The sequence below is a fragment of the Balneicella halophila genome (assembly GCF_003096835.1).
Taxonomy (GTDB): Bacteria; Bacteroidota; Bacteroidia; order Bacteroidales; family Balneicellaceae; genus Balneicella; species Balneicella halophila.
Genome location: NZ_QENZ01000003.1, coordinates 806142 through 832578 on the forward strand (window position 1 = coordinate 806142; position 26437 = coordinate 832578).

18 protein-coding genes are annotated in these 26437 nt (G+C 36.2%); 14 read left to right on the top strand and 4 right to left on the bottom strand.

From position 1 onward, the window contains the following. The first annotated feature begins 1 nt into the window (after nt 1). The 6 genes from rpsM to eno all read left to right on the top strand — a co-directional run bounded on the left by rpsM (nt 2) and on the right by eno (nt 4741). Nucleotides 2-379 carry a 30S ribosomal protein S13 gene (gene rpsM, locus C7377_RS03590; protein WP_116495950.1) on the top strand — a complete coding sequence of 126 codons (378 nt, stop codon included), beginning with the start codon at nt 2-4 and terminating at the stop codon, nt 377-379. A gap of 10 nt (nt 380-389) precedes the next feature. Continuing rightward, nucleotides 390-779, top strand: a complete 390-nt coding sequence (rpsK, locus tag C7377_RS03595) for a 30S ribosomal protein S11 (protein WP_116495951.1) — start codon at nt 390-392, stop codon at nt 777-779. 116 nt (nt 780-895) lie between these two features. Next, the gene (rpsD, locus tag C7377_RS03600; protein ID WP_116495952.1) at nt 896-1504 is read left to right on the top strand and encodes a 30S ribosomal protein S4; all 609 of its coding nucleotides are present in this window, start codon (nt 896-898) and stop codon (nt 1502-1504) included. A 26-nt stretch (nt 1505-1530) separates the two neighbouring features. After that, on the top strand, nt 1531-2523 hold the full coding sequence (locus tag C7377_RS03605; protein ID WP_116495953.1) for a DNA-directed RNA polymerase subunit alpha: 993 nt from the start codon (nt 1531-1533) through the stop codon (nt 2521-2523). 4 nt (nt 2524-2527) lie between these two features. Next, on the top strand, nt 2528-3322 hold the full coding sequence (rplQ, locus tag C7377_RS09830) for a 50S ribosomal protein L17 (RefSeq protein ID WP_116495954.1): 795 nt from the start codon (nt 2528-2530) through the stop codon (nt 3320-3322). A 129-nt stretch (nt 3323-3451) separates the two neighbouring features. Next, entirely contained in the window at nt 3452-4741 is a 1290-nt protein-coding gene (gene eno / locus C7377_RS03615) for a phosphopyruvate hydratase (RefSeq protein WP_116495955.1), read from the top strand. A gap of 619 nt (nt 4742-5360) precedes the next feature. Here eno and C7377_RS03620 read toward each other — a convergent pair. After that, nucleotides 5361-6680 carry a PhoH family protein gene (locus C7377_RS03620; protein ID WP_116495956.1) on the bottom strand — a complete coding sequence of 440 codons (1320 nt, stop codon included), beginning with the start codon at nt 6678-6680 and terminating at the stop codon, nt 5361-5363. Nucleotides 6681-7197: 517 nt separating this feature from the next. Between C7377_RS03620 and C7377_RS03625 the strand changes: the two genes are divergently transcribed. The 5 genes from C7377_RS03625 to guaA all read left to right on the top strand — a co-directional run bounded on the left by C7377_RS03625 (nt 7198) and on the right by guaA (nt 21171). Continuing rightward, the gene (locus C7377_RS03625) at nt 7198-15693 is read left to right on the top strand and encodes a DUF7507 domain-containing protein (protein WP_116495957.1); all 8496 of its coding nucleotides are present in this window, start codon (nt 7198-7200) and stop codon (nt 15691-15693) included. Between the two features lie 154 nt (nt 15694-15847). Then, nucleotides 15848-17875 carry a 30S ribosomal protein S1 gene (rpsA, locus tag C7377_RS03630; protein WP_116495958.1) on the top strand — a complete coding sequence of 676 codons (2028 nt, stop codon included), beginning with the start codon at nt 15848-15850 and terminating at the stop codon, nt 17873-17875. A 19-nt stretch (nt 17876-17894) separates the two neighbouring features. After that, the gene (locus C7377_RS03635; protein ID WP_116495959.1) at nt 17895-18842 is read left to right on the top strand and encodes a ribonuclease Z; all 948 of its coding nucleotides are present in this window, start codon (nt 17895-17897) and stop codon (nt 18840-18842) included. Further along, the gene (locus tag C7377_RS03640; protein WP_116495960.1) at nt 18827-19531 is read left to right on the top strand and encodes a phosphatase PAP2 family protein; all 705 of its coding nucleotides are present in this window, start codon (nt 18827-18829) and stop codon (nt 19529-19531) included. Before C7377_RS03635 ends, C7377_RS03640 begins: the two co-directional genes overlap by 16 nt. Before the next feature lie 110 nt (nt 19532-19641). Beyond that, nucleotides 19642-21171, top strand: a complete 1530-nt coding sequence (gene guaA, locus C7377_RS03645; protein WP_116496220.1) for a glutamine-hydrolyzing GMP synthase — start codon at nt 19642-19644, stop codon at nt 21169-21171. A gap of 7 nt (nt 21172-21178) precedes the next feature. On the opposite strand, the gene C7377_RS03650 is transcribed toward guaA, so the two are convergent. After that, nucleotides 21179-21619 (bottom strand): nucleoside deaminase, encoded by a 441-nt coding sequence (locus C7377_RS03650; RefSeq protein ID WP_116495961.1) that lies wholly within the window; start codon nt 21617-21619, stop codon nt 21179-21181. A gap of 182 nt (nt 21620-21801) precedes the next feature. Between C7377_RS03650 and typA the strand changes: the two genes are divergently transcribed. Then, the gene (typA, locus tag C7377_RS03655) at nt 21802-23604 is read left to right on the top strand and encodes a translational GTPase TypA (protein ID WP_116495962.1); all 1803 of its coding nucleotides are present in this window, start codon (nt 21802-21804) and stop codon (nt 23602-23604) included. Between the two features lies 1 nt (nt 23605). Here the strand turns inward: typA and C7377_RS03660 are convergent, their stop codons facing one another. Then, nucleotides 23606-24103, bottom strand: coding sequence for a metallophosphoesterase family protein (locus C7377_RS03660; RefSeq protein ID WP_116495963.1), 498 nt, complete (start codon nt 24101-24103; stop codon nt 23606-23608). Between the two features lie 64 nt (nt 24104-24167). On the opposite strand from C7377_RS03660, the gene map reads away from it, so the two are divergent. Both map and ispD read left to right on the top strand, forming a co-directional pair. Further along, nucleotides 24168-24944: a type I methionyl aminopeptidase gene (gene map, locus C7377_RS03665; protein ID WP_116495964.1), complete on the top strand. Its 777-nt coding sequence runs from the start codon at nt 24168-24170 to the stop codon at nt 24942-24944. Nucleotides 24945-24950: 6 nt separating this feature from the next. Beyond that, the gene (gene ispD / locus C7377_RS03670) at nt 24951-25616 is read left to right on the top strand and encodes a 2-C-methyl-D-erythritol 4-phosphate cytidylyltransferase (RefSeq protein WP_116495965.1); all 666 of its coding nucleotides are present in this window, start codon (nt 24951-24953) and stop codon (nt 25614-25616) included. Here ispD and C7377_RS03675 read toward each other — a convergent pair. Next, entirely contained in the window at nt 25594-26352 is a 759-nt protein-coding gene (locus C7377_RS03675) for an acyl-[acyl-carrier-protein] thioesterase (RefSeq protein WP_116495966.1), read from the bottom strand. The two genes, ispD and C7377_RS03675, sit on opposite strands and share 23 nt — an antisense overlap. Nucleotides 26353-26437: the final 85 nt, after the last annotated feature.

Here is a 26437-nt window from a genome sequence, read left to right on the forward strand (position 1 = left end):
TATGGCTAGAATTGCCGGTGTAGATATACCGAATGATAAGCGTGGTGAAGTAGCGCTTACTTACATCTACGGAATAGGACGTAGTCGTGCTGCTAAGATTTTAACAGCTGCAGGAGTAGAAGTAAGTAAAAAAGTCAAAGATTGGACAGACGAGGAATCTGCAGAGATTCGTCGTGAAATCGCTGATAATTATACGATTGAAGGACAATTACGTTCTGAAGTACAATCAAATATCAAGCGATTGATGGATATAGGGTGTTATAGAGGAATACGACACCGTATAGGACTACCTGTGAGAGGACAAAAAACAAAAAACAACTCCCGTACTCGAAAAGGTAAGAAGAAAACTGTAGCAAATAAGAAAAAAGCAACCAAATAAACAGTAGGGTATGGCAAAGAAAACAGTATCAGCGAAGAAAAGAAAAGTTATTGTGGAGGCTATTGGGCAAGCTCATATACATTCTTCATTCAATAACATTATCATATCTCTTACCAATAATAATGGACAGGTTATTTCCTGGTCATCTGCTGGTAAGATGGGCTTTAGAGGCTCAAAGAAAAATACACCTTATGCAGCACAAGTAGCAGCAGAAGATTGCTCTAAAGTGGCAAGTGACTTAGGTCTTAGAAAAGTGAAGGTATTTGTAAAAGGTCCTGGTAATGGACGTGAATCTGCAATACGTGCTATTTCCAATTCTGGAATAGACGTTACAGAAATTGTAGATGTAACACCACTACCACACAATGGTTGTCGTCCACCTAAGAGACGTAGAGTATAATTTTAAGCAGAGAATAATACCTGGATTATTATTTCATTTTTTCTATCCTCTTACCGCGGCAAAAAGTAATTCAGAAAGAAGAAAGAAATAATAACATTATAAATATAAATTAAAAAATGGCTAGATATACAGGTCCAAGAACAAAGATTGCAAGAAAGTTTGGCGAGCCTATTTTCGGTCCCGATAAAGCGTTGGAGCGTAAGAATTACCCTCCAGGACAGCACGGTGCTGATGCTCGTAGAAAGAAAGTTTCTGAATACGGATTGCAATTAAAAGAAAAGCAAAAAGCAAAATATACGTATGGTGTATTAGAAAAGCAATTTGCTATCACATTTAAAAAAGCTGAACGCAGTAAGGGGATTACTGGTGAGGTCTTATTACAATTATTAGAAAGTCGCCTAGACAACGTTGTCTATCGTTTAGGTATTGCGCCAACACGTGCAGCAGCACGTCAGTTTGTAAACCACAGACACATTGTAGTGGATGGCCAAATTTGTAATATCCCTTCACGCATTATCACACCTGGACAAATAGTAGGAGTGAGAGAGAAGTCTAAATCTCTTGAAGCAATTACGAACTCATTAGAAACAGGACGTCACAGCCTGTATAATTGGTTCGAGTGGGATAAAGAGTCATTAAGCGGAAAAATGCTTAATGTTCCAGAAAGAGAAGATATTCCTGAGAATATCAAAGAGCAGCTCATCGTAGAACTCTACTCTAAATAATAACCTGATAATAGAAAAAGAATAATATGGCAATTTTGGCATTCCAAAAACCGGACAAAGTATTGATGCTTGATTCTGACGAAAAGGTTGGAAAATTTGAATTCAAACCTTTGGAACCGGGATATGGCATTACCGTGGGTAATGCTATCCGAAGAATATTACTATCCTCATTAGAAGGTTTTGCCATCACTTGCGTCAAAATAGAAGGAGTAGAGCATGAATTTGCCACTATAGACGGAGTGATTGAAGATGTTACAGAAATTATTTTGAATTTAAAGAAGATTCGCTTTAAAAGAAAAGTTGAAGATTTTGATTCTGAAAAAATAACTGTAAACATCAAAGGGCAAGAAACCTTTACAGGAGCAGATATAAATAAGTTCCTTACTGGGTTCGATGTATTAAATCCTGACCAGCTTATTTGTCGTATGGATAAAAAAGTGAGTCTGAATATCGATTTAACCATCGAAAAAGGTCGAGGATATGTACCTGCTGAAGAAAATGAAATTGAGTCTGATGAAATTGGCTTAATTCCTATAGATGCAATATTTACTCCAATAAAAAACGTAAAATATCAAATTGACAATTTCCGTGTCGAACAAAAAACCGACTATGAGAAATTGACTATTGAGATTGAATCTGATGGTTCTATTCATCCTAAAGAAGCATTAAAAGAGGCTGCCAAAATACTTATCCATCACTTTATGTTATTCTCTAACGAGCGTATTACCTTAGAAAAGGAAGCTGACGTTGTACAAGAGGAATTTAACGAAGAAGTGTTGCATATGCGCCAATTGTTAAAATCACAATTGACTGATATGGACTTGACAGTACGTGCATTGAACTGTTTGAAAGCTGCTGATGTGGAAACATTAGGTGAGTTGGTACAGTTTGAGAAATCTGATCTGTTGAAGTTTAGGAATTTTGGGAAAAAGTCACTTACTGAGTTAGAAGAACTTTTAGACTCTTTGAATTTGACTTTCGGAATGGATGTGAGTAAGTATAAATTAGACAAAGAATAGTACGATGAGACATAGAAAGAAATTTAATCATTTAGGAAGAAAAGCCGCACATCGTAAGGCGATGCTAGCCAATATGGCGTCTTCATTGATATTACATAAGAGAATAAAAACAACAGAAGCGAAGGCTAAGGCACTTCGTATATATGTAGAACCTTTGGTAAACAAAGCAAAATTATCTGTAACTGTAAAGACAGATAAGATGGATGCTACACATTTACGTCGTACCGTTTTTAGCTATTTGAAACAAAAAGAAGCGGTTACTGAGTTGTTTAAGGAAGTAGCACCTAAAGTTGTGAATCGCCCAGGCGGTTATACTCGAATTATAAAGTTGGGAAAACGTATGGGTGATAACGCTGAAATGGCATTTATCGAATTAGTAGATTTCAACGAGTTGTTATTGCAACCTGCTGAAAAGCCTGCTAAGAAGAAAACACGCCGTAGAAGAAGCAAAAAATCTGAAACTGCCGAAAACAATACAGCTCCAAAAACACAAGAAGCTTCTAAGACGCAGAAAGAAGCACCTAAGGCTGATAAAGAAGTAAAGGCTGATGACTTAACAAAAATCGAAGGAATCGGACCAAAAACTTCAGAAGCCTTACAGAATGCAGGTGTAACCTCTTTTGCAACTCTTGCAGAAATGGAAGCTGAGAAGATTTCAGAAATTTTAGAAGCCGCAGACGGCAATTTCAAAGCACAAGTGCCTGATACTTGGCCGGAACAAGCTAAGCTTGCTGCCGATGGCAAGTGGGACGAGTTGAAAAAATGGCAAGACGAACTTGACGGTGGCAGAGTTGAATAATTAAAGAATATAAATGTACTCATTATGCAGTAGATTTATTTAAATATTAAAGATGGGTAAGGTTAGCTTTACCCATTTTTTTTATGTATTTTTGGGTGAAATTTTTAATCATTTAAAACAAAGGAAATTATGGGACAAATTGCACAAGTTGTAGGTCGACAAATTTTAGACTCTAGAGGAAATCCTACAGTTGAAGTTGATGTGTATTTGACAAACGGTATCATGGGACGTGCTGCAGTTCCTTCAGGAGCTTCTACTGGAGTTCACGAGGCTGTAGAGTTGCGTGATGGTGACAAAGGCGTTTTTCTTGGTAAGGGCGTATTGAAAGCTGTAAACAATGTAAATACAACTATCAATGAAGCTTTGCAAGGTATGTTTATTACCGACCAAAATAGAATTGATGCTGCTTTACTAGACCTTGATGGGACTGAAAATAAAGGTAATCTAGGTGCTAATGCGATTCTTGGTGTGTCATTAGCTTGTGCACATGCTGCAGCACAATATACCGGACAGCCATTGTACCGATATATCGGTGGAACTAGTGCAAATACATTGCCTATCCCAATGATGAATATCTTAAACGGAGGTTCTCATGCAGATAACAAAATAGATATACAGGAATTCATGATTATGCCTGTAGGTGCAGAGACTTTCTCTGAGGCTTTACGTATGGGTACTGAAATTTTCCACACATTGAAGTCAGTGTTGAAAGAGAAAGGACATTCTACAAACGTAGGTGATGAAGGAGGATTTGCGCCAAACCTAGGTTCTAATGAAGAAGCTATTGAAGTAGTTATCGAAGCTATTGAAAAAGCAGGTTTCAAAGCAGGTGAAGATGTTTACATTGCACTGGACGCTGCAGCATCTGAATTCTATAATAAAGAAACAGGAATTTACCATTTCGATTCTACTAACGAAGACAAAACACCTGAGCAGATGGTAGAATATTGGAAAGAGTGGGCAGACAAATATCCGTTGCTGTCTATCGAAGATGGTTTGGATGAAGATGATTGGGAAGGATGGAAAAAATTGAACGCAGCTATTGGTGATAGAGTGCAATTAGTAGGAGATGATTTATTTGTAACCAACGTGAAGCGTTTACAAAGAGGAATCGATGAAGGTACAGCTAATTCTATCTTGATTAAAGTAAACCAAATTGGTTCTCTTTCAGAAACCATTGATGCAGTAAATTTGGCAACTCGCCACTCTATGACATCAATTATTTCTCACCGCTCAGGAGAGACTGAAGATGCTACCATTGCTGACTTAGCTGTAGCTTTAAATACCGGTTTAATCAAAACAGGTTCTGCTTCACGTTCAGACCGTATGGCAAAATACAATCAATTACTACGTATCGAGCAACAATTAGGAGACAATGCTCGCTATATTGGTAAAGATTTTAAATTTATTAAGAAATAATTTTAAAACTTTCAATAAAAAAGGAACGCTACTTCATTATGGAGTAGCGTTCCTTTTTTATGAGTTCCCTTCTTATCAAAAAGTCCTTTCGCAGAGGATTTAGGGGTAGATTTAGGGACAGGTAGCATAGAGATTCCTCACTGCGTTCGGAATGACACAACTGTTTATTATCCTGCTGACGAAAGGTAACATCTTATGTAATTGTTTCTCTATATTGTATGATAGACCTTGAAAGTGTTGCGTAAAGAAACAAAGTTTCGGTGTCGTTAAGGAAGCTTCACGAGTCAGTTCGGAAAGAATTTTCGACAGACTCTTTGTGATGCATTTAGACATCGGAACATTTGTTTTAGCAACAGCTTTCACAGTCTTGAGTTTTTGGTTCGTTTTGGGTCAAGCCAAAATGAACAAGAAGAAAAGATGTGTTTCAGTCCTCTCGCAGGGGATTTAGGGGTAGATTTAGGACAGGTAGCATAGAGACTCCTCACTGCGTTCGGAATGACACAACTTGCTGTCATGCAGGGCTGAGCGAAGCGAAGCATCCCACGCTACTATCATCGCGTAATGCAAGTCCCCTCGTAGGGGATTTGGGGAAATGGAATTTAGGGATACTATCCTAAAACTATAATAAATCACTGGCAACTTCAGCCAATTTACTACGCTCTCCTTTTACTAGATTCACATGGGTAAATATTTCTTGACCTCGCATACGATCTGCTGTATAAGATAATCCATTAGAACGCTTATCTAAGAAAGGGGAGTCTATTTGGTCTATATCTCCTGTGAATACCATCTTAGTGCCTTCACCTGCTCGGGTTACAATCGTTTTTACTTCATGTGGTGTTAGGTTTTGTGCTTCATCTACAATAAAATAAGCATTCGACAAGCTACGACCCCGGATGTAAGCTAAAGGAGTAATCACTAACTTCTCCTCATCAAGCATTTGTTCAATTTTCTGCACCTCTTTGCTATGGAGTGCAAATTGGTTTTTAATCACCGCTAAGTTATCAAACAATGGCAACATATAGGGGCCTATTTTTTCGTTAGCTGTTCCAGGCAAATAGCCCAAGTCCTTACTTGATAGAGCAACAATAGGACGTGCCAAATAAATATAATCATACTTATCTGCCTGCTCTAATGCCGCTGCCAAGGCTAAGAGCGTTTTTCCCGTACCCGCCTTACCTGTTACGGTCACTAAATTCACATCAGTATTTAGTAAGGCATGCATTGCAAAGGTCTGCTCAGTATTTCGAGGCGTTATGCCATACACTTCTTCTTTTTCAATTCGCTCAAATAACTTTAGAATGGGGTTGTAATGAACCAACACCCCCATACTGCCATTTTTCAGCAGGTAATACTCATGCCCCTCAGGCTGGGTAGGGAGTTTTACCTCATCCGCTGAGATTTCACTCTCATCGTAGAAGCGCTGAATAATACTGGTATCAATATCCAGAAATTCAGTAGCACCCTCCTTTGCTACGTAATCCATATCTTGCACCTTGTCGGTTTCATAATCTTCGGCAGGAATACCGATAGATTTCGCCTTCATACGCAGGTTAATGTCTTTAGTAACTAAAGCAACCTTCCTTTTAGGATATTTGTGAACGAAAAATTCAGCTACTGCTAAGATTCTATGATCTGGAATGTTTTCCGGGAATGACATATTCATAGCGTCAGAGAAAGGCTTACCTGGTTCAATATATAATTTTCCTTTTTTCTTACCCAAGCTTACTCCATTGTCAAACAATCCCTGACCAGCAAGTTTGTCTAGCTCGCGAACAAATGTACGCGCATTATAATTAATCTCCTCCGTACCTTTTTTGAATTTGTCCAACTCTTCAAGTACTGTTATAGGGATAACAATATCATGTTCTTGGAAATTATGAATTGCTCCACTGTCATGTAAGATTACGTTGGTGTCTAAAACGAATAATTTTTTCATATATTATCTTAATGTTAAATTATAAAATATAGAAAAGAAAAGTTCCACTGCTAGTCACTGTAACTGATACTATGTTTTTTCTAAGTTTCACCCACTTCTTTTCATTGCATAAATATAGTGAATTAATTAGTATTGATGGAATCTTAATAAATGAACTATAGTAAATAACACTTTAAAGCTTTGTAAATCTTTATTTCAAACATAAATTTTGTCCGTTTCTTAATTAATGAAAGACTTTTTTGAATTTGCTTGTATGATTGTAACCCAACGTATGCAACTATTTTGTATGTTAATTAATAATTAATTTGTGTATTATTACGATTTTATTATGTGATTTCATTTATTATGTGATATCTTTACCCACGATAATTATAAAAATATATTTTAATAGACCAAGACATTACTCATTTTCTACAGTTAATTCTCACTTTTCATTCACAATTGTTTATTTAATATAAGCAAGTAGTTTTTTGAAGTACGATTGGTTTTATTATAATAAGTATTAAAGAATTTTATTATGAGACTTAAATCAATCTTTTTAAAATGCATACTACTCTTTTCTCTTGCAGTATGTTTAGCTATCCAAACAAACGGACAAGCTACTCTTAGTTTATCTCCGGCAAACTTGGAGATTTCAAACGGCTCTACAGAGCTAGAAACAATAGTAACAATGACAGATTTAAGTGAAGGCTTTTCAACTGCAACTGTTACCATTTCATTTCCTACTGGTATTGCCTATAAATCAGGGAGCTTAAGTCTTGTCAGTACAAATGCCAATTTACAAATTGTAGAGTCTGATGTAAGTGATCCTCAGAATCCAGTCTTTTTAATTACCAAAACAGGTTCACCTGCCACTTTTACTATAGCAGACCGTATAGGCTTTAAAGTTAGTAGATATGCAGGTTGTGAGGCTAACGATAATATTTCTAGTGTTTTTCAAGATGAGGTTAAAGTTCAAATTGGGAGTAACATCGTTGATAAACTTTCAGATGAATATAATCTTATAGCTCCATCAATTGTTCTTAGTCCCGTTTCAGATATTTCGGCTTCATATGGCCAAGTTTATCAAAGAGAAATGACAATATTGAATGCAGGTTTAGGTGGAACAAGAAATGTATACTTCACAACTGATGAACCTGGAATATATAACCAAACTTCAATTTCTGCTGTTTTACATAGCAGTGATGGTACTACATCAACTATCTCTTTAGGTACTCCTTCATCATCTGGGTTACAAGATTTGTATACCATCAATGGAAGTAACCTGGGTAGTGATAACTCATTTACTAATAATGAAAAAATTGTAATAACCGAAAGTTTTAACGTGGCAGAATGTGGAACAGCGCCAATTGAAACTCAATATTCTGCTGGTTGGGGTGATGGGCCAACTAGTCTATGTCAATCATCTGATAGATCAGCTAAAGTAACTGTAAAAGATATAAAGCCTTCTGTTAGGGCTATATCACATAGTCCTGAGCTTACAGGAAACTCAATATGTAGCAATCTAGCATATAAAACACTTACAGTGACTTGGAAGAATACATCTGCAGTTGCAAATGTTGCTACAGCTATTCAAAATATTAATTTTTTAATGAGGGCATATGGTACTAATACTGAGTATATATATGATAGTGATTATTCAGAATATTATGACTATAAGCTTATTACACCAAATGGCGGGCAAGCATCAGTACCTTTGTCTCAAGCAACAGCTCCTGCAGCAAATGGTCAGAATAGGCTGGAAATTACTTTGGAGGATGCTTTTAATTCTGATGTTGATGGTCCAGGTGGATTAGAGGATATCGATGGTGACGGGAACTATGATGATCTGCCTGCAGGTGAAGAAATTACTATTGAATTTAAATTAAGACTACATCCAGAATTATTATCGTGTAGTAATCCTACAATCCGAGCGAGGCCTTATACATGGATTACTTATAATACTGAATGTACAACGAGTACACAATCTGCTGGTTTATGGCTTCAAAATCACTTTCGTAGAGAAATTTCTACAAGTGCCAATGGTTATATTCCAGTAAATACGTTTCCAGGTGAACCTTTTGAAACGGCTCTTTCGGCTAACCTAGTCACTAGGATTGATACTGAAGCTTCTGCTGATTCCAGATTGCAGTATGTTATCACACTGCCTGCAGGTTTTGACGGATCTGATATAAAACTCATTGAAGGAAGATATCCTGCAAGAGGTGCCACGCTATCCAGTACTATAACAACAACTACTGATCCTACATCCGGAGAAACAACGATTGTTGTTACATCAGTAGATTATGTTGAGGAATTACATGTAGTTATGGATGTTACTAAGGATTGTAGTAACCCAAATGTGAATGACGATGAAGATATCAACATTAAATATGATTTAAATTATATCACGAATATAAATTATCCAAATTGTATAGAAAAGATTTCTTGCGATAATATTTTTACCACAAAAATGGAATCTTGCCCTGATCCTAATGAAGGTCCTTGTTACGGAGCTTCCACATTAGGAGTGAGAGTGCAACGTGCTGACAATTCATTAGGCTGGACTGATGAATCCATGACAACAAGACAGTCTAGAGCTAACATTAGTATCTTACAACAAAAAAGAGCACTATATTTGGATGATATAGAGGTACTTGCTTCAGGACGTCAGCGAACTGAAACTATAAATTTATACCAAGAACTAGCTGTTAAACTAGATAATTCTAATGGTAATCCGTTAACTCCAAAATCAATAGACATAACGTTTACTCGAGCAGGCAATACTTATAATGCAACACTTGATGCATCAACCACTCCTAATAATGTTGAGGTGGTTCAGAATTCAGGTAATCAGGTTATTACTTGGGATTTGTCAAGTGCAATCTCCTCTTCTGGTATTCCTGGAGGTAATTTGCAAGAGGGAGATACCTATATTACTGTAGCAACTTATCAGGTGACTTCAAAAAACCTTAAACTTACAGATATAAATTACGGAGAGCACTTTTATTTTTATAATATCAGCGATACCGGAAATAAAATGATTTGTGGTTATGATGATCTCATACCAGAAATGTATTTAATGCACACTGCAAATAATGTAGGATCAAAGGTATGGAGAATATATTCATGTGATCCTAAAGCACTTGGAGAAAATGGACTATCTATGGCAAATAGATTTGATACAGGAGGTATTGAATTTGTAGATGAATTTAGGCCGGCATTCCAACTTGATGAGTTTGTTATTACTATTCCTGCTGATGTTGATATGGATAGAGTTGAATATCTGCCTACAAAGCCTAAACCCAATGGTGTTGGAGTTGATGATAATAACGCACATAAAATTACATTAACTACAAGTGATGCAAATGCTACAAATCAAACGACTGTAAATGGTATTACCTATAACTCTTACACTTTTAAAAACTCTAGTGATAGATTTAAGCCTGGAAGTGTTACAGTCAAAAATAATGTTGCAGGACATATCATCCCTTACTTAAGTGCAAGTTGTGATGCTACTACTAAAGCAAATATAGATATTGCAGTAAAAGTTAAGGATTATTATTATCATTACGCTGACCCTACTACACCAAGTGGTACAGCATTAAAAGAGCCTAGATACAATTCAAGTGGTGTTAATAATAAAAATGTTACAGTTGTAAAGCCCGTACTAACTCTAACTAATTTAAGTGGAACACTTGATGTAACACAAGCCGAAGAACATTTTAACATAAGACTTAGAGTTACCAATGCTAATGCTCAATTTACTTATCTGTATGTACCTAATGAGCCAGATGTTGAAATAACAAGAATGGAAGATAACTCAGGTAATGTAATATCTTCTACGATAACTAATGATGGTGTTATTTTTGATTTACGAACAACTCATAATAAAAATGCTAGTCACGAGTATAAATTGTTTTTTAAATATACTACTTGTGAAGAAAAAAACTTTAAAATTTCGACAGGATGGGGTTGTGATGGTTTTCCTACAGATGCTTCTGATTTTTGTGATAACAATAAAGAAACGACCCTTACATTTCGATCTAGGCCTAATTTAATTCAGTTAAATAAGATTATATCTCCTTCTAGTATAGACTTATGTACTGATGCCCAGTATAAATTTATTGTCAATAGTGCTCAGGAAGCTAGTGTGTTATCGCCCACTTTAACAATAAACCTTAAAGCAGGGATGACAATTAACAATTTTGAAGTAGAATATCCCTTAAATAGTAATAATTTTTATCCTGTAAATCCAGCTAGTGGATCGACATCAATGGAAAAAATATATGATTTATTTAGTTATAGCAATGCTCCTAACTTTTTACCAGGAACTACTGATGCAAATGGTAATTCAAATAATCGTCAGATTGGGGTTCGATACAATATTGCTACAGATTGTGAGTATATTTCTGGGACATCATATAAGTTAAGCATTGAAGGAATTAGTACTTGTGGAGAGCCCGCAAATGGTAATAATATCGTAACTAACAATGCCTATATTTCAGGTGCAGAAAGTAAATATTCTATAATAAAAACATTTGAATATGTTGAGGGTGACCTTACAACTTGTTCAAATAATATGGGAGCAAAATTTAGAGGACAACATACGATTATTGCAGACAATAATATAGTAACAGGTAATAATGGTTTCATAATTATCCGTTTGCCAGAAAATTATAGTTATGTTCCAAATTCATTTGTAGAAGAAACAACAACGGGGGCAACTATATCGTCTACTATTACAGATCCAACAACAGGAATAACAACGATTAGTATTAATATACCAGAAAACTTAGGGAATGCTGATGTAATTAGATACACTATTAATATTATCGAAGATACAGATGAGTTTGTAGAGTGTGGAGCTAAATTAATAGAAGTTTATAGTGTTGATGAAATTGAAGGTCTCGAATGCTCAACAGCTCCAAATGGAAAGTGTGATAAATTAACTGTTCAAACATCTTTAACTACAGAAATAGAGATTGTTACAGAAAAACCTACGGTAGAAATCATCGCTGGTAGCTTTATTTCTGCACATGGCGATGGGCTAAGCAATACATTATCAGTTGATTTCGACATTAAGAATACCTCACTTATTGACTTAAGCCATGATTTGACAGTTAAAGTATATAATGATATTAATAGCAGTGGATCGGTAGATGCAGGTGATCAAGAGTTATTATCTAAAGACATAAACTTTGTAGCAGCAGCTGGTGAATCTATATCTTCTTCTATCGTATTTGAAGATGTAAACCCAATTAAGATTTGTAATCTTTTACTAGTTATCTCACGCGATGATAATATTTGTATATGTGAGGGAGACGTTAGGCCTATCTCTTTAGAATCAAATACAATGATTGATGGAATTGCAGGGGAAGACATAACAGTATGCGAAGATGATATAACTCATTTGGTTGGCTCTGTGTTAAATGAAGAGTTTACCACCTATCAATGGTCTAGTACTACGACAGGAGCAACTGATTACCTGTCAAGTACAACAGTAGCAACACCAACTTTTGAGTATAGTGGAGCACCTTTAACAAACCAGACATCTATTACTTATCAAGTACGTGTTACACAAGAGCAAGGATGTTCATTCATAGATGAGGTTGTAGTGACTATACTGCCACTGCCTAGAGAACCTGCTATAACACCTAATACTCCTATTTGTGCATATGAAGATGCTGTTTTCACAGTAAGTGGTACTCAAAGTGATGTTTTAACATATGAAACCACAACAGGAGGATTACAGTCATTAACCTTCAGCAGTTCTGGTATTGCGACAATTACAAGCGTTGCAATTAGTGATGATGAAATACTAACTTTAGTATCTCTACAGAGTGGCTTGACAAGTTGTACCAGTGAGTTAAGCGGTTCTTCAACCGTTACAGTCAATGAGCTACCTGAAATAAGTGGGCCAACTTATGTCTATAAAGGCAATACAGTAACTCTAACAGCTACCACATCACCATCAACAACGGACGCATGGAGTATTAGTCCAACAGCTACTGTAGCAAGTATAGTTGCAAACGGTTCTACGCTAAATGTCACAGGAGTAAATACAGGAACTTCAGTAGTAACTTATACGAATGCTTTAGGTTGTATTGCAACCCATACGTTAGAGGTTCGAATTAATCCTATTGATGCGGTAGATGATGATTATACCGGAGATCCTATAAATGGAGCTGACGGAGGTACAACAAGCAGTGTTCTAGAAAATGATACCTTGAATGGAGTTGAAGTTAATCCTAATGATGTTAATTTAACACCAGGAACAGCACCAACACCAACCGATGGAAGCATCACTATGAATGATGATGGTACTATTACTGTAGCTCCAGGAACAACAGCTGGAACTTATACAATGACTTACACTATTTGTGAGAAGTTGAATCCAGATAACTGTGATACAGCAACAGCTACTATATTGGTTGAGCCACCAGTAATTGATGCGGTAGATGATGATTATACCGGAGATCCTATAAATGGATCTGATGGAGGCACAACAAGCAGTGTTCTAGAAAATGAAACATTGAATGGAGATCCGGTTGATCCTGATGATGTTAATTTAACACCAGGAACAGCACCAACACCAACCGATGGAAGCATCACTATGAATGATGATGGTACTATTACTGTAGCTCCAGGAACAACAGCTGGAACTTATACAATGACTTACACTATTTGTGAGAAGTTGAATCCAGATAACTGTGATACAGCAACAGCTACTATATTGGTTGAACCACCAGTAATTGATGCGGTAGATGATGATTATACCTCAACACCAATTGACGGTATTGAAGGTGGTACTTTAGGCAATATTTTAGACAATGATACCTTAAATGGTGTATTGCTTGATCCTAATGATATAAATTTAATTCCAGGATTTAATCCACAACCTGATGAAGGTAGTATTACAATGAATGCTGATGGTACTATTACTGTAGCACCTGGTACAACAGGAGGAATTTATGTAATGAATTACACTATCTGTGAGAAATTAAATCCGGCTAATTGTGATACTGCAGTGATAACAGTTGTTGTAAAATCTCCTGAGATTAATGCTGCAGATGATGATTATAGTTCGACTCCTATCCAGAGTGAAGCAGGAGGAGAATTAGGTAATGTATTAGATAACGATACCTTAAATGGAGCTGTTGTAAATCCTGACGAGATTTACTTAACGCCAGGATTAAACCCCGCCCCATCAGAAGGAAGTATTGTGATGAATCCAGATGGAACACTTAGTGTGTCACCTAATACCACCCCAGGAGTTTACACAATGACTTATACCATTTGTGAGAAAGTAAATCCTGAGAACTGTGATAGTGCCATAGTTACTATAAAAGTAGAAGCTAATTCCTCAATCACGCTGGATAAGCAGGGCGTTTTCCAAGATGAAAATTCAGATGGTAATGCACAAGCAGGTGAGACTGTCATCTATACATTTACAGTAAAAAACACAGGTAGTGTAGCACTTAGCAATGTTCATGTTGATGACTCAAGGATAGGAGTAACAGACTTAGCTACTACCCCTTCTGATTTAGAAGCAGGAGAGAAAGGAACTGTCAGCTATAGTTACACATTGACAGCAGAAGATGTCAAAGCAGGAGAAGTATTAAACGTAGCTTATGTAGAAGGAACTACAAGCTTAGGAGATACTGTTACATCTTCTGATAGCGCAACAGTAGAATTCAATACTGTAGAAGAGAATGGAGAGGTATCAGTTGAAAAGACAGCTGATAAGGAAATGTACGAAGAAGTAGGAGAAGATATAACCTACACGATTGTCGTAAAGAATACAGGTAATGTTGTGCTGACAAATGTCGTAGTGAGTGATCCATTGACAGGATTAGAGAAAGTAGTTGAAGAGTTAGACGTAGCTGCTTCAGTGAGCTTTACAACCGAGTATACAGTAACACAGTCAGATATAGATACAGGTTTTGTCAATAATGTTGTAACAGCAGAAGGGATAACACCATTAGGAAGTAATGTAAGTGATACAGATACAGCGACAGTGAAGTATGATTCTGCTGGGGGAGAAGAGAATGGAGAGGTGTCAGTTGAAAAGACAGCTGATAAGGAAATGTACGAAGAGGTAGGAGAGGTTATCACTTATAGCATTGTAGTAAAGAATACAGGCAATGTTGTGCTGACGAATGTCGTAGTGAGTGATCCATTAACAGGCTTAGAAAGAGTAGTTGAAGAGTTAGTTGTAGATGCTTCACTAAACTTTACAACCGAGTATACAGTAACACAGTCAGATATAGATACAGGTTTTGTAAATAATGTTGTAAGAGCAGAAGGGACAACACTATTAGGAAGTAGTGTAAGTGATACAGATACAGCGACAGTGAAGTATGATTCTGTTGGAGGAGAAAAGAATGGAGAAATCACTGTTGAGAAGACAGCTGATAGGGAAAGCTATGAGGGAGTAGGAGAAGAGATAACCTACACGATTGTCTTAAAGAATACAGGTAATGTTTTGTTGACAAATGTAAATGTTAAAGATCCATTGACTGGATTAAATGAAACAGTCTCAGAATTAGCAGTAGGAGAATCAATAGAGTTTACTGTTTATTACATTGCAACTAGAGAAGATATTACTAATAAGTCTATTGTAAATATTGTTTTCGCAGAAGGAGAACTTCCAGATGGAACAAAAGTTGATGATGAAACAGATGCAGTGGTAGTGTTTGAATGTCCAGGTTTTGATGATAATTTTAAGATTCCACAGGTAATAACACCGAATAATGATGGTCACAATGATACTTGGGAGGTTGCAGAATTAGAATTAAGAGCTATGTGTAGTGATGAGGTTAATAACGTTATGATTTTTAATAGATGGGGGGCTAAGGTTTATGAGAAGAGAAATTATATGTCTGACAGTGATAGATTCTCAGGATATTCTACAAACAGCTTAGACTTCCAGGATGATGAGTTATTACCAGCAGGGGTATATTTCTATGTTATTGAATTGAATGATAAAATTGAGAAAACAGGTTATATATACCTGCTTTCGGAGGAGTAAATTGCATTAAATAGTTAGATAATTATAGGAGTTTTTATTATAAATGCTCCTATATTTTTTTAAATTTCTTTTTTCAGTAGAAAAATGTTTACCTTTGCATCAATTTTTTAAAACAATATAATGTCCAATCTATTAAAGTATTAGAGAAAAGAAAATGACAGAAGAAAACAAAAAAGCAGCGGAGGAAGCTGTAGAAAAAGCAGATGAAAAAGTAGTTGCTCAAGAAGAGACTACTGCAACACCTCAAGAAGAAGTAGCAGAGGCTGATGCTAAAGCAACACAAACTACTACAGAAGAGGTAAAAGAAGAAGCAACAGCAACTGAAGCTAAAACGGAAGAAACAAAAGAAGAAAAGACTCCAGAAGTTAAGGAAGAAAAGGAGCCTGTTCCAACAACATCTCCAGAACCAGATGAAGATTTTGACTGGGAAGCTTATTCGAATGCTGAAACTTACAGCGAATCAGAACGTGAAGGTCTAGTAGATAAGTATGAAGATACATTGTCTACAGTAGCTGAGAAAGAAGTTTTAGATGGTAAAGTAATTGCCATGAATAAGCGTGAAGTCGTAGTAAATATTGGCTTCAAATCAGATGGTATAATTAGTTTAAATGAATTCCGTTACAATCCTGATCTTAAAGTAGGCGACGAAGTAGAAGTATATATCGAAAGTCAAGAAGATCCTAAAGGACAATTGGTGTTATCTCACCGTAAAGCACGTGCACTGCGTGCATGGGATCGTGTAAATGAAGTTCATGACAATGGAGAAATCGTAAAAGGTTACATTAAATCTAGAACTAAAGGTGGTATGATTGTAGATGTATTTGGCATCGAAGCATTCTTACCAGGTTCTCAAATTGATGTGAAACCTATTAGAGATTACGATATTTACGTAGGTAAAACTATGGAATTCAAAGTGGTTAAGATTAACCCTGAATTTAAAAATGTTGTAGTTTCACACAAAGCATTAATCGAAGCTGAGCTAGAACAACAAAAAGCTGAGATTATCTCTAAACTTGAAAAAGGACAAGTACTTGAAGGTACTGTTAAAAACATCACTTCTTACGGTGTGTTCGTAGACTTAGGTGGTGTTGATGGTTTGATTCACATTACAGACCTTTCATGGGGACGTATTTCTCACCCAAGTGAGGTAGTTGAATTAGATCAAAAGATTAACGTTGTAATTCTTGATTTTGATGATCAGAAGAAGCGTATTGCTTTAGGTATTAAGCAATTGACTCCACATCCATGGGAAAACTTAGATACAGAGCTTAAAGTTGGTGATGTAGTAAAAGGTAAAGTTGTAGTGATGGCTGACTACGGTGCGTTTATCGAGATCGCACAAGGTGTAGAAGGTTTGATTCACGTATCTGAAATGTCATGGTCACAACACTTACGCTCAGCACAGGACTTTATGAAAGTTGGTGATGAGGTAGAAGCTCAAATTTTAACATTAGATAGAGAGGACCGTAAGATGTCATTGGGTATCAAACAATTGAAAGAAGATCCATGGCAAAATATTTCTGAGAAATATCCAGAAGGAAGTAAACATAAAGCTACTGTACGTAACTTTACAAACTTTGGTGTATTTGTAGAATTAGAAGAAGGTGTAGATGGTCTTATTCACGTATCTGATCTTTCTTGGACTAAGAAAGTAAAACATCCAGCAGAGTTTACTTCTGTAGGTGAAGAGATTGAAGTAGTTGTTTTAGAATTGGATAATGATAACAGAAGATTAAGCCTAGGACACAAACAGTTGGAAGAGAATCCATGGGATGTGTTTGAAACTTTATTTGACGAAGGATCAATCCACGAAGGAACTATTACAAGTTTAGTTGATAAAGGAGCCTTAGTAAAACTTCCTTATTCAGCTGAAGGTTTTACAACTCCTAAGCACTTAACTAAAGAAGATGGTTCAGAAGCAAAGGTTGGAGATGTATTACCTTTCAAAGTGATTGAATTCAACAAGAATGCAAAGAAAATTATTGTATCTCATGCGAGAACTTGGGAAGATGAGAAGCGCGCTGCTAACGATGCAGAAAGAAAATCAACTCAAAAAAACATGAGAAATATCAATACATCTACAGAGAAAACTACTTTCGGTGATATGCCTGAGTTAGCTGACCTTAAATCTAAAATGGAGGAGAATAAAGCAAACGAAGAAGCAGAATCTTCTGAAGAGTAAATAATAAAAGCTAAAGGAAATGCAATTTGAACTAACCATATTGGGTTGTAATTCTGCACTTCCTACAGCATATAGATATCAAACTGCTCAGGTACTGAATGTATCTGAGCGTTTTTTTTTAATAGACTGTGGTGAAGGTACGCAAATACAGCTTAGACGTTTTAAGACTTCTTTGCAAAAGATAAACTACGTCTTCATTTCACATATGCACGGTGATCACTTTATAGGACTGCCTGGTTTGATTTCCAGTATGGCATTACTTGGGCGTACTCGACCACTACACATCTTCGGACCCAGAGCTCTAAAAGAATATTTAGATTATCATACGAAGCTCTTTGGTGGACGTATGGAGTTTGTAATAGATTTTCATCTAAATAATCCATCCAAAAAAGAACTTATTTTTGAGGACAAGGTTGTAGAAGTTTATAGTTTTCCTCTGTATCACGGTTCTATTCCTACATCAGGTTTCTTGTTCAGAGAGAAGAGGCGGTTAGCTAATTTGATTAAAGAAAAACTGCAAGAATATAAAATCCCAGTTAGCCAGATGCATAGAATAAGAGAAGGTGCAGATTTTATAAATGATAAAGGAGAAGTTGTTCCAAATGAGGAATTAACAATACCGGCACCAACACCGCGCAGTTATGCTTTTTGCAGTGACACCAGTTATGATGAACGTTTAGTACCAATTGTTAAAGAAGTTGATTTACTCTATCATGAGGCTACGTTTTCTGAAAAAGAGAGAGAGTTAGCTGCTAAGCGATTTCATTCAACAGCTAAACAAGCAGCCAGGATTGCACTGAAAGCAAATGTTGGGAAACTTCTTATTGGTCACTACTCTGCACGATATCCAGATACAACTATTTTACAAGAACAGGCACAGGAAGTATTTAAAAATACCTTGGCAGTAGAAGACGGAACCAAAATAAACATACCTTTAAAGAATAGAGAGCAATGGAGACAATCCTAAATTTAGACACAGAACTTTTATTATTTTTGAATAGTTTTCACTCTGAATATTTTGATTGGTTTATGTCTATGGTGACAAGGCGAGAGATATGGTTGCCATTTTATTTGTCAATAGGCTATACAATATTTAAAAGCAAAGGTAGAGTAGCTTTTCTTACACTCATCTTTATTATCCTAGTGCCTTCGCTTTCAGACTTACTAAACCAGCATATCTTTAAGCCTTATTTTGACAGATTAAGACCTTTTCATGTAGAAGAGCTTAAAAATCAATTACATGTGTTCAATGAAAACCCTAGTGGGCGTAGAGGGTTTATGTCAGCCCATGCAATGAATAGTTTTGGCTTGGCAACATTTTGTATCCTGTTATTCAAGAAAAAAGTTTTTACCCTTTTTATCATTTTATGGGCATTGCTTTCTTCTTACTCTAGGATTTATTTGGGTTTCCATTATCCGGGTGATGTTTTTTGTGGAATGTTAGTAGGTATCCTTATTGGCTGGATGCTGTACTTATTTTATAAAAAAATCATTGGGAAAAAGTCTAGATATTATCTATTAAGAAATGCTGATTATAACATGAAACCTATTATAATTGTGGGGTTAGTTATTATTTTCTGCTGTTTTGTTGCGGCCTATCATAACTACATTTTTATAGAAGAGTATACACGTCGTGTGAGCAAACTAAAGATATAGAGAATTTATTCCAAAGTATGAATCACTGAAAAATAGTGAGAGGTTTTTATATCTTTGTCATAAAATATGGTAGCAATATCAAATCGAGATTCAAAAAAATACAACAGAATATGCAAAAGAAGATTTTAATTATAGATTTTGGTTCCCAATACACACAACTGATAGCGAGAAGAGTTCGTGAATTAGAGGTATATTGTGAAATAGTCCCTTATTTCAAAGAGATAGATTATACCGATCTCTTAGGAATAATCTTATCGGGAAGTCCATATTCTGTGAATGATACCGATGCTCCTAAAGTACATTTAGAAACTATCGTTGAGAAAGTTCCTGTTTTGGGCGTCTGCTACGGTGCTCAATATTTAGCTAAACATTATGGTGGTAAAGTAGAAAACACCGATAAGCGTGAATATGGTAGAGCAATACTTGACACTACAGCTGGAGCCGAATCTGTACTTTTTAAGGATGTCTTAGACAATAGTCAAGTGTGGATGTCGCACGGAGACACGATTACCGAATTGCCTCCAAAGGCTAAGCGAATTGCTGGAAGTAAAGATGTCATGAATGTGTGTTTTGAGTGGAAAGACAAACCAGTATATGGCATTCAATTTCATCCGGAAGTTTATCATTCAACCGAAGGGAAAAAGATTTTAGCTAATTTTCTTTTTGATGTTTGTAAATGTAAACCAGAATGGACATCAGAAGCTTTTGCAGAGGAATCAGAAAAACAATTAAGAGAGAAAATTGGTGATGATAAAGTAATTCTCGGTTTATCGGGAGGTGTTGATTCAACAGTGGCTGCTATGCTACTACATCGAGCAATAGGAAAAAATCTCACTTGTATTTTTGTAGATAATGGTCTGCTTCGTAAAGATGAATTTACGACTGTACTTAAAGATTATGAAGTTTTAGGACTTAATGTAATAGGTGTAGACGCTAGTGACGAATTTCTCGAAAATTTGAAAGGAATAACAGAGCCAGAAGCGAAGAGAAAAGCGATAGGTAATACTTTTATTGATGTTTTTGACAGAGAAGCTAAGAAGATAGAAGGAGCTACTTGGTTAGCTCAAGGAACCATATATCCTGACGTTATAGAATCCCAATCAGTTAATGGGCCTTCAAAGACCATTAAATCACATCATAATGTGGGGGGCTTACCAGATTTTATGACATTAAAAGTGGTAGAGCCTTTACGGATTTTATTTAAAGATGAAGTGCGTAGAGTGGGGCGAAGTATTGGATTGCCTGAGAATTTCATCAAACGTCATCCTTTCCCTGGACCGGGATTAGGCATTCGTATTTTAGGGGAAGTAAATGCAGAGAATGTGCGATTACTGCAAGAAGCAGATGCTATTTATATAAATGGACTTATTGAGGAAGGTTTATATGATGAAGTGTGGCAAGCCGGAACAATTTTATTACCAGTTCAATCAGTTGGAGTGATGGGTGATGAGCGTACTTATGAAAAAGCTGTAGCTTTACGTGCTGTGACTTCTACCGATGGAATGACAGCAGACTGGTGTCATTTACCTTACGAGTTTTTAGCAAAGGTTTCAAACCAGATTATCAATCAAGTAAGAGGGATTAATAGAGTCGTTTATGATATCAGCTCTAAACCACCTGCAACCATCGAATGGGAATAGATAGAAATTATCTTTTCTTTTTAAAGAATTCTCGTATTAATAGTGAACATTCATCTTCTAAAATACCGCCTGTGACTTTGGTGCGTTTGTGAAGAAGGGGAGGACTGTAATTACTATATCCTCTGACATTGTCGTATGCCCCAAAGACTAACTGCTCTAGCTGTGCCCATGCTAAGCCCCCTGCACACATTACACAAGGCTCTAAGGTAACATATATAGTGCAGTTCTTTAAATATTTACCTCCTATCAAGTTGCTTGTAGCTGTAATTACTTGCATTTCAGCGTGTGCGGTTGTATCGTTTAGTCGCTCGGTTAAGTTGTGAGCACGTGCGATTATTCTGTTATTGTGAACTACAACAGCACCTATAGGCACTTCATCCTTATCGTAGGCTTTTTCAGCCTCAATGAGTGCTTGTCTCATAAAGTCTTCTGGAGTGGTTCTTAACATTTACTTTATCCTAAATTGAATGAATACTATTACAAATATAGTACTTTTATATGCTCTAAATGATCTTCTTGTAATAAAGGGAAATAGTATAAAACTTTGAAACTTAATACTGAATTTATTTGAGAAGTAGTAATAGTTTAGTTATAAAACTTACCTTTGCCGAATTATTTTTAGAAAAGAACATGCAGAAATTACGAAATATTGCTATCATCGCTCACGTAGACCATGGAAAAACAACCTTGGTTGACGAGATGATAAAATTTGGTCAAGACCAAAAAACACAAGAAAAAGCTGGTGATTTGATTATGGATTCCAATGACTTGGAACGTGAAAGAGGAATCACCATTTTATCAAAGAATGTATCAGTTCGATATAAGGACTATAAAATAAATGTGATAGATACTCCTGGTCACGCAGACTTTGGCGGTGAAGTTGAGCGAGTGCTTAATATGGCAGACGGAGTGCTCCTTATTGTAGATGCTTTTGAAGGACCGATGCCTCAAACACGTTTTGTCTTACAAAAAGCTATCGAATTAGGATTGAAACCAATCGTAGTTATCAATAAAGTGGATAAGGAAAACTGTAAGCCTGACGAAGCGATGGAAGCGGTTTTTGATTTGATGTTTTCGCTAGGAGCTACTGAAGACCAATTGGATTTTCCAACAATTTATGGTTCGGCAAAGAATGGCTGGATGAGTGACGATTGGAAGAAGCCTACAACCAGTATAGAAACGCTTTTAGAAGCAATAATAGAATATATTCCTGAGCCACAAGTGGAGGCGGGAGAAACCTTACAAATGTTAATCACGTCTCTTCAATATTCGTCTTACAAAGGGCGAATTGCTGTAGGGAGGTTGTATTCAGGGGTTTTACGTTCCAATATGAAAGTCGCTTTAGTGGCTCGTGATGGTTCTATTAGAAAGTCAGTTGTTAAAGAACTAAATATTTTTGATGGACTTGAACAGGTGCAAGTTGACGAATTGCAACCAGGCGAAATTTGTGCACTTACAGGACTAGAAGGCTTTGATATTGGTGATACTGTTGCTGACATCGAAAACCCGAAAGCTTTACGTCATATCACGATTGATGAGCCAACTATGAGTATGTCATTTATGATTAATGATAGTCCATTCTTCGGTAGAGAAGGTAAATTGGTGACCTCAAGACATATACGAGAACGTCTAGAAAGTGAGTTAGAAAAGAATTTAGCATTGCGTGTTGAAGAAACAGGTTCAGCTGATGTATTTAAAGTACATGGTCGAGGTGTTTTGCACTTATCAATACTTATAGAGACCATGCGTCGTGAAGGCTATGAATTACAAATTGGTCAGCCACAGGTGTTATTCAAAGAAATAGATGGTAAGCGTTGTGAGCCGATGGAAGAGTTGAATATTGATGTCCCGGAAGAGATGGCAGGGACTGTTGTTGAATTGGTGACGCAGCGAAAAGGGGAGATGCACAATATGGAACCTCGAGGAGGACGTATGTTTTTGATGTTTAATATCCCATCTCGTGGTCTAATTGGATTAAGAAACCAAATTATTGTCTCAACGATGGGAGAAGCAGTAATGACTCACCGCTTTACGGAATATGCACCATATAAAGGAGATATTCCAGAACGTATAAAAGGCTCTTTGATTAGTTTAGAGCCAGGAAAAGCCATTCCCTACAGTTTGAATAATCTGCAAGACAGAGGAAGATTCTTTGTTGCACCAAATGAGGAAATTTACGAAGGACAGGTTATCGGAGAACACACACGCCCCAATGATCTCACCGTAAATGTTACAAAAACGAAAAAGCTGAGTAATATGCGCTCTTCTGGGAATGATGAAAAAGTGAAGCTAGCACCTCCTACTAAATTTACCTTAGAGGAAGCCTTAGAATATATTCAATCTGATGAATTGGTAGAGGTAACACCTAAATCTATTCGTTTACGTAAAGTTCATTTAACAGAAATGGAAAGAAAAAGGGCGGGGAAGAAATAATCTATCCTCGCACTCCTAGTTCTATAATTTCAAAGTCCTTGATATTTTCATTCTCGATTGTAAAACGAACAGCTGTTCGTACGTGGTGAAATCCATGCTTACCAGAAGCTCCGGGATTTACGAATAACATTTCGTATTCCTTATCATACTCGACCTTCAAAATGTGGGAATGCCCGCAGATAAAAAGCTGAGGTCGAAACTCTCCAATGGCGGCTAATGCACTAGCTCTATAAGCTTTGGGTTTTCCTCCAATATGAATCATCAGGACTTTTACTTTTTCACAATAAAAAAATTGTATTTCAGGGAACTCAGCACGTAACTTGTGGTCATCAATATTTCCATATACACAGCGTAAAGGTTTCCATTGTTCCAGTTGATTGATGACCTCAATACTGCCTACATCACCAGCATGCCAAATTTCATCGCATGGAGCAAAGAATTCTTTAAGCTGAGGGTCTAAATAAGAATGAGTATCTGAAAGTAAACCTATCTTTTGCATGGTGCTAAAATTACGTCTTTCTTTTTATTTTCCTTACCTTTGTAACTATAAAATATAGACAAATATGAGCATTATAATAAAAACACCAGAACAAATTGCTGGAATTCGTAAGAGTTCACAATTAGCAGGAAATTGTTTGAAAATGATTGCTGATTATGTGAAAGAAGGCGTTCATACTGCTTATTTAGATAAGATTATAGATGAGTACATTCGTGATCATAACGCAATTCCCGCAACATTAAACTATAATGGATTTCCAAAGTCATGTTGCATTTCTTTGAATGATGTTATATGTCATGGTATCCCTAGTGAAAAAACTGTATTGAAAGAAGGTGACATTTTGAATATAGATGTAACAACTATTTTAAATGGATATTTCGGAGATACCAGTACGATGTTTACCATTGGTGATGTTGCACAAGAGGTAGAAGAACTTGTTATAGACACAGAAGAAATGATGTATTTGGCAATTGATGAAGTAAGACCTGGTAATCGTTTTGGTGCAATAGGACATGTTATTGCCAGTTATGCTAAAAAGAAAAACTATAGTGTTGTTTATGAGTTTTGCGGACACGGTGTAGGTTTGGAATTTCATGAAGAACCACAGGTGGAACATATTGGACGTAAAATAGACGGGCCTAAGTTTAAGCCTGGAATGACTTTTACTATTGAACCTATGATTAATTTAGGAAGAGCAAAAGCTGTAATTGATAAAGAAGATGGCTGGACTGCACGTACGATTGATGGCAAATATTCTGCACAATTTGAACATACTGTTTTAGTAACTGAAGATGGTGTGGATATTCTTACTGATGTTGGAGAATATAACATTTATAAATAAGCTGTCATGAAAACAATAGCAATAGTATTAGCAGGCGGAGTAGGAATGCGCATGGAAAGTGATAAACCGAAACAATTTCTTGAGATTGGAGATAAACCTATTGTTATTCATAGTTTAGAAGCTTTTCAAAAACATTCTGGTATTGATGAGATTATCTTGGTAATCAATGAAAAATTTAGAGATGAGTTTATAGCACTTTCTGATAAATATATTTTTTCAAAGTTACAGACGGTGGTTTCAGGAGGTAAGGAACGAAGCGACTCAAGTAGAAATGCGCTGAAAAAACTATCTGGTTATGAACCTTGCAAAGTCCTGATACATGATGCAGTACGTCCTTATGTGAGTGGTGATATACTATCAGATATTATACGTGCACTCGACAAACATAAAGCCGTTAATTTAGCAATTCCAGCTACTGAAACCGTTTTAATTACCAATGCCGATGACGAGATTGTATCGATACCTCCTCGTGAAAATGTATATTTAGCCCAAACACCACAAGGTTTTCACTCTGATATAATACTTAAAGCTTATGAATTGGCCTATTTAGATCCTGACTTTAAAGCTACAGATGACTGTGGAGTGGTACATCATTATCTGCCTTCTATTCCAATACATATTGTAAAAGGCAGCATTGAAAATAAAAAAATTACTTATCCCTCTGATCTCTAGGCTCAAAATGGAGTCGCATCATACAGGCAGTTTGTTCTTGACTCGCATTATATAGTTCTATATCACTATGAGTAGCTGTATCAGTCTTGTAGATTTTAATTTCATTATTCCAATAGACTTCATGATTATAATTAAGTTCCAATTGGCATAATTGATGTCTTGCAAGAAATTTTGGACTCAATGTATTAATTCCCCATTCAACATACCTGTTGCTATTAACATGTTTGTTGTAGTCTAAATCAGAATATTGTGCTATGACTTGTCCAACCAATTCACCTTTTTCAAAGATCAACTTTTGAGGTGTTTTGCAGGGAATCTCTTTAGAGTTTGTTTTGTCATTATCACCTATAACTTTACGAATAGGAGCGATGCTTCGGGTTTTGGTATCAATAATTGACCAATAGCTGACCCCACGTGCTAGGATTTGACCATTATCATCATGTACCTCGAATAAGCGAATGGAAAATGCTGATCTGACCTTTTGAATCCAAGTATCCACATAGATTATGTCAACGTCTGAAACTAATTTGTTTAGAACTAAGTTGATTCGTGAAAGAACCCAGGTATACCCCTTTTCTAATAATAGTTCCTTACTGATGTCTAATATCTCCGCATGAGAACCGGCACTATCTAAAATCAAAGGTAATAGTTTGTTTAACGAAACGTTACCATACATATCCTTGGTATGATATGAGTAAATTTTATGTGGAAAAGATCCAATATTTTTCATATTCATCTTAGCATTGGTTTTTTACTGTAAAGGTATAAAAAAAGAAGAAAGTTCATATTTAGCTTTCTTCTTTCAAATAGTTATAGATTTA

Excerpts from the sequence above, each read along its gene's own strand:
- rpsM (WP_116495950.1), top strand. The coding sequence starts at position 2 with ATGGCTAGAATTGCCGGTGTAGATATACCGAATGATAAGCGTGGTGAA.
- rpsK (WP_116495951.1), top strand. The coding sequence starts at position 390 with ATGGCAAAGAAAACAGTATCAGCGAAGAAAAGAAAAGTTATTGTGGAG.
- rpsD (WP_116495952.1), top strand. The coding sequence starts at position 896 with ATGGCTAGATATACAGGTCCAAGAACAAAGATTGCAAGAAAGTTTGGC.
- C7377_RS03605 (WP_116495953.1), top strand. The coding sequence starts at position 1,531 with ATGGCAATTTTGGCATTCCAAAAACCGGACAAAGTATTGATGCTTGAT.
- rplQ (WP_116495954.1), top strand. The coding sequence starts at position 2,528 with ATGAGACATAGAAAGAAATTTAATCATTTAGGAAGAAAAGCCGCACAT.
- eno (WP_116495955.1), top strand. The coding sequence starts at position 3,452 with ATGGGACAAATTGCACAAGTTGTAGGTCGACAAATTTTAGACTCTAGA.
- C7377_RS03620 (WP_116495956.1), bottom strand. The coding sequence starts at position 6,680 with ATGAAAAAATTATTCGTTTTAGACACCAACGTAATCTTACATGACAGT.
- C7377_RS03625 (WP_116495957.1), top strand. The coding sequence starts at position 7,198 with ATGAGACTTAAATCAATCTTTTTAAAATGCATACTACTCTTTTCTCTT.
- rpsA (WP_116495958.1), top strand. The coding sequence starts at position 15,848 with ATGACAGAAGAAAACAAAAAAGCAGCGGAGGAAGCTGTAGAAAAAGCA.
- C7377_RS03635 (WP_116495959.1), top strand. The coding sequence starts at position 17,895 with ATGCAATTTGAACTAACCATATTGGGTTGTAATTCTGCACTTCCTACA.
- C7377_RS03640 (WP_116495960.1), top strand. The coding sequence starts at position 18,827 with ATGGAGACAATCCTAAATTTAGACACAGAACTTTTATTATTTTTGAAT.
- guaA (WP_116496220.1), top strand. The coding sequence starts at position 19,642 with ATGCAAAAGAAGATTTTAATTATAGATTTTGGTTCCCAATACACACAA.
- C7377_RS03650 (WP_116495961.1), bottom strand. The coding sequence starts at position 21,619 with ATGTTAAGAACCACTCCAGAAGACTTTATGAGACAAGCACTCATTGAG.
- typA (WP_116495962.1), top strand. The coding sequence starts at position 21,802 with ATGCAGAAATTACGAAATATTGCTATCATCGCTCACGTAGACCATGGA.
- C7377_RS03660 (WP_116495963.1), bottom strand. The coding sequence starts at position 24,103 with ATGCAAAAGATAGGTTTACTTTCAGATACTCATTCTTATTTAGACCCT.
- map (WP_116495964.1), top strand. The coding sequence starts at position 24,168 with ATGAGCATTATAATAAAAACACCAGAACAAATTGCTGGAATTCGTAAG.
- ispD (WP_116495965.1), top strand. The coding sequence starts at position 24,951 with ATGAAAACAATAGCAATAGTATTAGCAGGCGGAGTAGGAATGCGCATG.
- C7377_RS03675 (WP_116495966.1), bottom strand. The coding sequence starts at position 26,352 with ATGAATATGAAAAATATTGGATCTTTTCCACATAAAATTTACTCATAT.